A 6,020-nucleotide genomic window follows, 5' to 3' on the forward strand; every position below is an offset into this window, starting at 1 on the left:
GAGCGGCATGCGCTCGGCGCGAAAGATCGTAGGTTTTTCGCCTTTTGCCATTTTGATTTCGTAAAATGCAAAACAGACTTCTGCAAGTCAGGCATGCTGATCGCATATCCGATTGGGAGGAAGTCCGATGCCGCTTGCCATGAACCAGGACGTGTTCATCACCTGTGCCGTGACCGGTTCCGGCGGCACGCAGGACCGTAGCCCGCATGTGCCGCGCTCGCCCAAGCAGATCGCAGACTCAGCCATCGATGCCGCCAAGGCGGGTGCTGCGATCGTCCATTGCCATGTCCGCGACCCTGAGACTGGCAAGCCGCGCCGCGACATTCACCTTTACCGCGAAGTGACCGAGCGCATTCGCGACGCCAATGTCGATGTCGTGCTGAACCTCACCGCAGGCATGGGCGGCGACATGGTGTTCGGTTCGCCGGAAGCGCCGCTGCCGCTCAAGCAAGCCGGCACCGACATGGGCGGCGCCACCAACCGCATGGAGCATGTGCGCCAGTGCCTGCCGGAAATTTGCACGCTTGATTGTGGCACGATGAATTTCGCCGAGGCCGACTACGTCATGACCAACACACCCGGCATGCTGCGTGCCATGGGTGGCATGATGACGGCCATGGGCGTCAAGCCGGAGATCGAGGCTTTCGACACCGGTCATCTGTGGTTTGCCAAGCAATTGGTCGAAGAAGGCGTGCTCAAGCCCGACGCGCTGGTGCAGCTGTGCATGGGCGTGCCGTGGGGTGCGCCCRACGACCTCAACACCTTCATGGCGATGGTCAACAATGTGCCGTCGACCTGGAACTGGTCGGCCTTTTCGTTGGGGCGCAACCAGATGGCTTATGCGGCAGCCGCAGTGATTGCCGGTGGCAATGTGCGTGTTGGCCTCGAAGACAATCTGTGGCTCGGCAAGGGCGTGCTCGCCACCAACGCGCAGCTGGTCGAACGCGCTGTCAGCATCGTCGAGAATCTCGGCGCGCGGGTGCTCGGACCGGAGGAGGTTCGCAAGAAGCTCAATCTGACCAAACGGGCACCGATTGCAACGTGATGGAGATGTCGATCGGCAAGAGGAGGTTGACATGACCACAGTCAAATTCACCGCCATGAAGGATGGCGACAAGGACGACTATACGTTCTTGACGGCCCATGAGATCGACTATGCCGCCAAGACCGGCGATCGTCTGCTCGGCGCGCTGGTCCAACTCGACGAGGGATTGTCGGGCTACAAGATCAGCCGTCTCGGCCACTCGCTGCAGGCAGCCACACGCGCCTTTCGCGACGGCGCGGACACCGACTGGATCGCCTGTGYACTCTTGCACGACATCGGTGACATCTACGCGCCTTACAATCACGACGAATACGCAGCGGCGATCCTGAAACCTTTCGTGCGCGAGCAGTGCGCCTGGGTAGTGGAAAAGCACGGCGACTTCCAGCGCCTCTATTATGCGCATCATCTCGGCGGCGACCGCCACGCTCGCGATAAATTCGCCGGCCATGCCTATTACAACGATTGCGACCAGTTCTGCGAACGTTGGGACCAGTCGAGCTTCGACCCTGACTACGAAACCTTGCCGATCGCGTTTTTCCGACCCTTCGTGATCGAGGTCTTCGCCCGCAAGGCCTACGACCCGGCTGTCATCCGCGTCGGCGAACGCGTTGCGCTGGTCAATCCTGAAACAGCCAAAGAGAGAAGCGGAGCGCCCGCATGAGCACCATCACCAAAGCAGCCGCCATCGGTGGCGGGGTCATCGGCGCCGGTTGGGTGGCTCGGTTGCTGCTCAACGGCATTGACGTTTCGATCTTCGACCCCGATCCCGAGGCCTCGCGCAAGGTCGGCGAAGTGATGAAAGGCGCGCGCCGCGCCTACAAGCAGATGCTGCCCGGCGGCCTGCCCAAGGAGGGCAGACTGACCTTCGCCAAGACCATAGCCGAGGCGGTCGCCGACGCTGATTTCATCCAGGAAAGCGTGCCTGAAAGACTCGACCTCAAGCACAAGGTGCTGGCCGAGATCGATTTTCATGCACCCGCCAATGCGATCATCGGTTCGTCGACCTCGGGCATCAAGCCGTCCGACATGCAGGTGGCGATGAAGAAGCACCCTGAAAGACTGGTCGTCGGCCATCCGTTCAACCCGGTCTATCTGTTGCCGATCGTCGAGATCGTCGGCGGCGAGCAGACATTTCCCGAGGCGATCGAGGTCGCCAAGGAAATCTATGCGTCGATCGGCATGAAGCCGGTCGTCATCCGCAAGGAGATCGAGGCTTTTGTCGGCGACCGGCTGCTCGAAGCTGCCTGGCGCGAGGCGCTGTGGCTGATCAAGGACGGCATCTGCACGGTCGAGGAACTCGACGACATCATGCGCTATGGCTTTGGCCTGCGCTGGGCGCAGATGGGCATGTTCCAGGTCTATCGCGTTGCCGGCGGCGAGGCGGGCATGCGCCACTTCATGGCGCAGTTCGGGCCATGCCTGAAATGGCCGTGGACCAAGCTGATGGACGTGCCGGAGTTCAACGACGAGCTTGTCGACCTGATCGCCACGCAGTCGGACGAGCACTCCGACATATGGTCGATCCGCGCGCTGGATAGGATCCGAGACGACAATCTGGTCGCGATCATGGAGGCGCTGTCAAAGCAGAACAAGGGCAAGGGCTGGGGTGCCGGCGCGCTGTACAAGGACTACACCAAGCAGCTTTCCAAGCTCGCTGCCACCAAGGTGTCGAAGGCCGCCGAAAAGGCAAGGGCCGAAAAGCCGAAGAAGAAAAAGAAGGCCTGACGCAATGAAACGCATCGTGCGTCCTTCGAGGCTCCCCTTCGACAAGCTCAGGGTCGCACCTCAGGATGAGGACCGTCTGCACAAGCCTTTCCGTTCGAGGGTGTCGCGCGCAGCCGGTCCTCATCCTGAGGTGAGAGCGCAGCGAGCCTCGAAGGACGCACATTCAACCTGACAGGTGATTTCATGCATTTCGGACTTTCCGAGGAACAGCAACTCATTGTCGACACGACGCGCGCCTTTGTCGAAAACGAGCTTTATCCGCATGAGCAGGAGGTCGAACGAACTGGCCATCTCCGGCGTGAGTTGATCGAGGAGATCAAGGCCAAGGCGATCGCCGCAGGGCTTTACGCCGCCAACATGCCGGCGGAGGTCGGCGGTGCCGGGCTCGATACGCTGACCTGGCTGCTCTACGAAAAGGAGCTTGGCCGCGCCAACTATGCGCTGCACTGGACCTGCGTTGCGCGGCCGTCGAACATCCTGCTCGCGGGCACGCCGGAGCAGCGGGAAAAGTACCTCTTTCCGTGCATTCGCGGCGAGAAGTCGGACTGCCTGGCCATGACCGAGCCGGGCGCTGGCTCCGACCTGCGCGGCATGAAGGCATCGGCTGTTCAGGACGGCAGCGACTGGGTGCTCAACGGCACCAAGCATTTCATCAGCCACGCCGACATCGCTGACTTCGCCATCGTCTTCATGGCCTCGGGCGAAGAAGACAGTCCGCGCGGCAAGCGCAAGAAGATCACCGCCTTCTTCGTCGACAAGGGCACGCCGGGCTTCACGGTGCGCGACGGCTACCGAAATGTCTCGCATCGCGGCTACACCAATTCGGTGCTGGAGTTCGACGACTRCCGGCTGCCGGGGAGCCAGGTACTGGGCGAGGTCCACAAGGGCTTCGAGGTCGCCAATTCATGGCTGGGGGCGACCCGCCTGCAGGTCGGCGCCACATGCCTTGGCCGAGCCGAACGCGCGCTTGGCCACGCCATCGAATATGCCGCTCAACGCGAGCAGTTCGGCCAGCAGATCGGCAAGTTCCAGGGCGTATCGTTCAAGCTCGCCGACATGGCGACCGAGCTCAAGGCGGCGGAGCTGATGGTGATGGAGGCTGGCTGGAAATACGACCAGGGCACAGTTACCGACCAGGACATGGCGATGGCCAAGCTCAAGGCCACCGAGATGCTGGCTTTCGTCGCCGACGAGGCGATCCAGATCCATGGCGGCATGGGGCTGATGGACGACCTGCCGCTCGAGCGTATCTGGCGCGACGCGCGCGTCGAGCGCATCTGGGAAGGTACGTCAGAAATCCAGAGGCATATCATTTCGCGCGCGCTGCTCAGAGCGGTGGGGGGATGATGGGCGCGACAGAACTCCCACAAGGAGAGAAGGGGAGGCGTCGAGCATGAGCCGCCTCGAACGCCTCCTGCGTCCTAAATCCATCGCCGTATTCGGCGGTTCCCAGGCTGCGGCCGTGGTTAAGCAGTGTCTCAAGATGGGCTTTTCTGGCGACATCTGGCCGGTGCATCCGACCAAGGACGAGGTCGAAGGCATCAAGACCTTCCGTTCGGTTGCCGAACTGCCTGCGGCGCCCGACGCCGCCTTTGTCGGGGTCAACCGCTTCCTGACGCTCGAAGTTATCAAGGCACTGGCCGAGCGCGGGGCAGGCGGTGCGATCTGCTTTGCCTCGGGCTTCCTCGAGGCCGGCAACGACGATGCCGACGGTGAGCGCTTGCAGGCCGAACTGGTCGCGGCCGCCGGTGCGATGCCTGTCATCGGACCCAACTGCTACGGCCTGATCAACTATGCCGATGGCGCGCTGCTGTGGCCCGACCAGCATGGCGGCCAGCGGCTGGCGCAGGGCACCCGCGGCGCAGCCATCATCACCCAGTCCTCCAACATCGCCTGCAATTTGACCATGCAGAAGCGCGGCCTGCCGGTCGCCTTCCTGATGACGGCAGGCAATCAGGCGCAGACCGGCCTGTCGGAGATGGCGCTCGGCCTGATCGAGGATGAGCGGGTATCCTGCCTTGGCCTGCACATCGAAGGTTTCGACAAGGTTGCCGGTTTCGAGCGGCTTGCCGCGCGGGCGCGTGAGCTGAACAAGCCTATTGTCGCCATGAAGGTCGGCCGCTCCGAACAGGCGCGGGCAGCGACCATCTCGCACACCGCCTCGCTTGCCGGCTCGGACGCGGCTTCCGACGCTTTCCTCAAACGCCTCGGCATCGCGCGAGTCGACACCATCCCGTCATTCCTCGAGGCGCTGAAGCTGCTGCACGCGCTTGGGCCGTTGCCTGGCCGCAGGCTTTCGTCGATGAGCTGTTCGGGCGGCGAGGCGTCGGTCATGGCTGACAGTGTTGAGGGCCGTGGCTTACATTTCCCCGCACTCTCACCTGATCACTATGCGCGGGTAAAATCGACGCTCGGCGCTTTCGTCGCGGTCGCCAATCCGCTCGACTATCACACCTTCATCTGGAACGACGAAGCGGCGATGACGGCGACCTTCACGGCGATGGTATCTGGTGGCTTCGACCTCAACATCCTGGTGCTGGACTTTCCGCGCAACGACCGCTGCTCGGATGCCGACTGGTGGCCGACCGTCAGGGCGTTCGAGGCAGCGCTGAAGGCCAATTCCGCGCGCGGTGCGGTGGTGGCGTCCATGTCGGAAAACCTGACCGAAGAGCACGCAACCGAGCTGTTTCGACGTGGCATCGTGCCGTTGCAGGGCATTGCCGAGGCGATGGACGCGGCGGAGGCGGCGGCGTTTGTGGGAGAGGCTTGRGCGAAGCCGGTTGCTGCGAGGGTGAGCGCGAGTTCGCCCCCCTCTGGCCTGCCGGCCATCTCCCCCTCAAGGGGGGAGATCATTCGCGTCTGTGACGGCGCCTTTTCCGCGACCGCAGAGGCTGTTGGAGCGACATCTCAGATTGGCCAGGGCGTGGATGCAGGCCTGATCTCCCCCCTTGAGGGGGAGATGGCCGGCAGGCCAGAGGGGGGTGTTTCTCGCAAAACCCTCGACGAAGCCGCCGCCAAATCCCTGCTGCGTGAGGCGGGTCTCGCGGTGCCAGCCGGACGTCGCACGGCGACTGTTGCAGAAGCGATCGAGGCCGCCGACATGCTCGGCCACCCTGTCGCACTCAAGGCGCTCGGCGTTGCCCACAAGAGCGAGCTGGGCGCGGTGCGGCTCAACCTGAAGAATGCCGAGGACGTGGGATCGGCCGTCGCGGAACTGCTGCCGTTCGGTCACGGCCTCTATGTAGAGAAG

The 6,020-nt window shown here is 63.0% G+C and carries 5 protein-coding genes; all 5 read left to right on the plus strand.

The window, feature by feature from the left end:
- Nucleotides 1–127 precede the first annotated feature (127 nt).
- Nucleotides 128–1,045 carry a 3-dehydrocarnitine:acetyl-CoA trimethylamine transferase BcoG gene (bcoG, locus tag AC1DUU_RS20715; protein ID WP_476785279.1) on the plus strand — a complete coding sequence of 306 codons (918 nt, stop codon included), beginning with the start codon at nt 128–130 and terminating at the stop codon, nt 1,043–1,045.
- Nucleotides 1,046–1,076: 31 nt separating this feature from the next.
- Complete coding sequence (locus AC1DUU_RS20720; RefSeq protein WP_476785280.1) at nt 1,077–1,706, plus strand: HD domain-containing protein; 630 nt, start codon at nt 1,077–1,079, stop codon at nt 1,704–1,706.
- Nucleotides 1,703–2,770: a 3-hydroxyacyl-CoA dehydrogenase NAD-binding domain-containing protein gene (locus AC1DUU_RS20725; protein WP_476785281.1), complete on the plus strand. Its 1,068-nt coding sequence runs from the start codon at nt 1,703–1,705 to the stop codon at nt 2,768–2,770. Before AC1DUU_RS20720 ends, AC1DUU_RS20725 begins: the two co-directional genes overlap by 4 nt.
- A 183-nt stretch (nt 2,771–2,953) precedes the next feature.
- Nucleotides 2,954–4,117, plus strand: coding sequence for an acyl-CoA dehydrogenase family protein (locus tag AC1DUU_RS20730; RefSeq protein ID WP_476785282.1), 1,164 nt, complete (start codon nt 2,954–2,956; stop codon nt 4,115–4,117).
- Between the two features lie 46 nt (nt 4,118–4,163).
- Nucleotides 4,164–6,020 (plus strand): CoA-binding protein (locus AC1DUU_RS20735; protein ID WP_476785283.1); only part of this gene is annotated, 1,857 nt, incomplete at its 3' end.

This window comes from Aminobacter sp. P4_H6_2, assembly GCF_056400805.1.

Bases quoted from the DNA above. Each gene is read 5' to 3' on its own strand.
- AC1DUU_RS20725 (WP_476785281.1), top strand. From the start codon at position 1,703: ATGAGCACCATCACCAAAGCAGCCGCCATCGGTGGCGGGGTCATCGGC.